This is a genomic window from Rhizobium ecuadorense (assembly GCF_001187535.1).
GTDB lineage: Bacteria > Pseudomonadota > Alphaproteobacteria > Rhizobiales > Rhizobiaceae > Rhizobium > Rhizobium ecuadorense.
Map to the genome: position 1 here is coordinate 1 of NZ_LFIO01000777.1, position 215 is coordinate 215.

Below are 215 nucleotides of genomic sequence, written 5' to 3' on the forward strand. Positions count from 1 at the left end.
TCATCCATCTCAAAGGCCCACTCTTTTAAAATCGACCTGCTCGAATTTGCGTCTTGACGATCCAGCACATCGACGAGTTCATCGGCGAACGTGCCCACATGGAACAACTGATCCCAGCCGACAAACTCTTTCGAAACCCGTGTCTCGGACGACGCGCTTGGCCGAAACGTCCGGGTCAGAGAGTTGCCTTGACGGTATTCGACGGAAAGCTCGCC

At 54.4% G+C, this 215-nt stretch carries 1 protein-coding gene; it reads right to left on the reverse strand.

Annotation, left to right across the window (positions count from 1 at the left end):
- Positions 1–215: hypothetical protein (locus AF337_RS44395; protein ID WP_210168060.1), on the reverse strand; the 215-nt coding region annotated here is incomplete at both ends.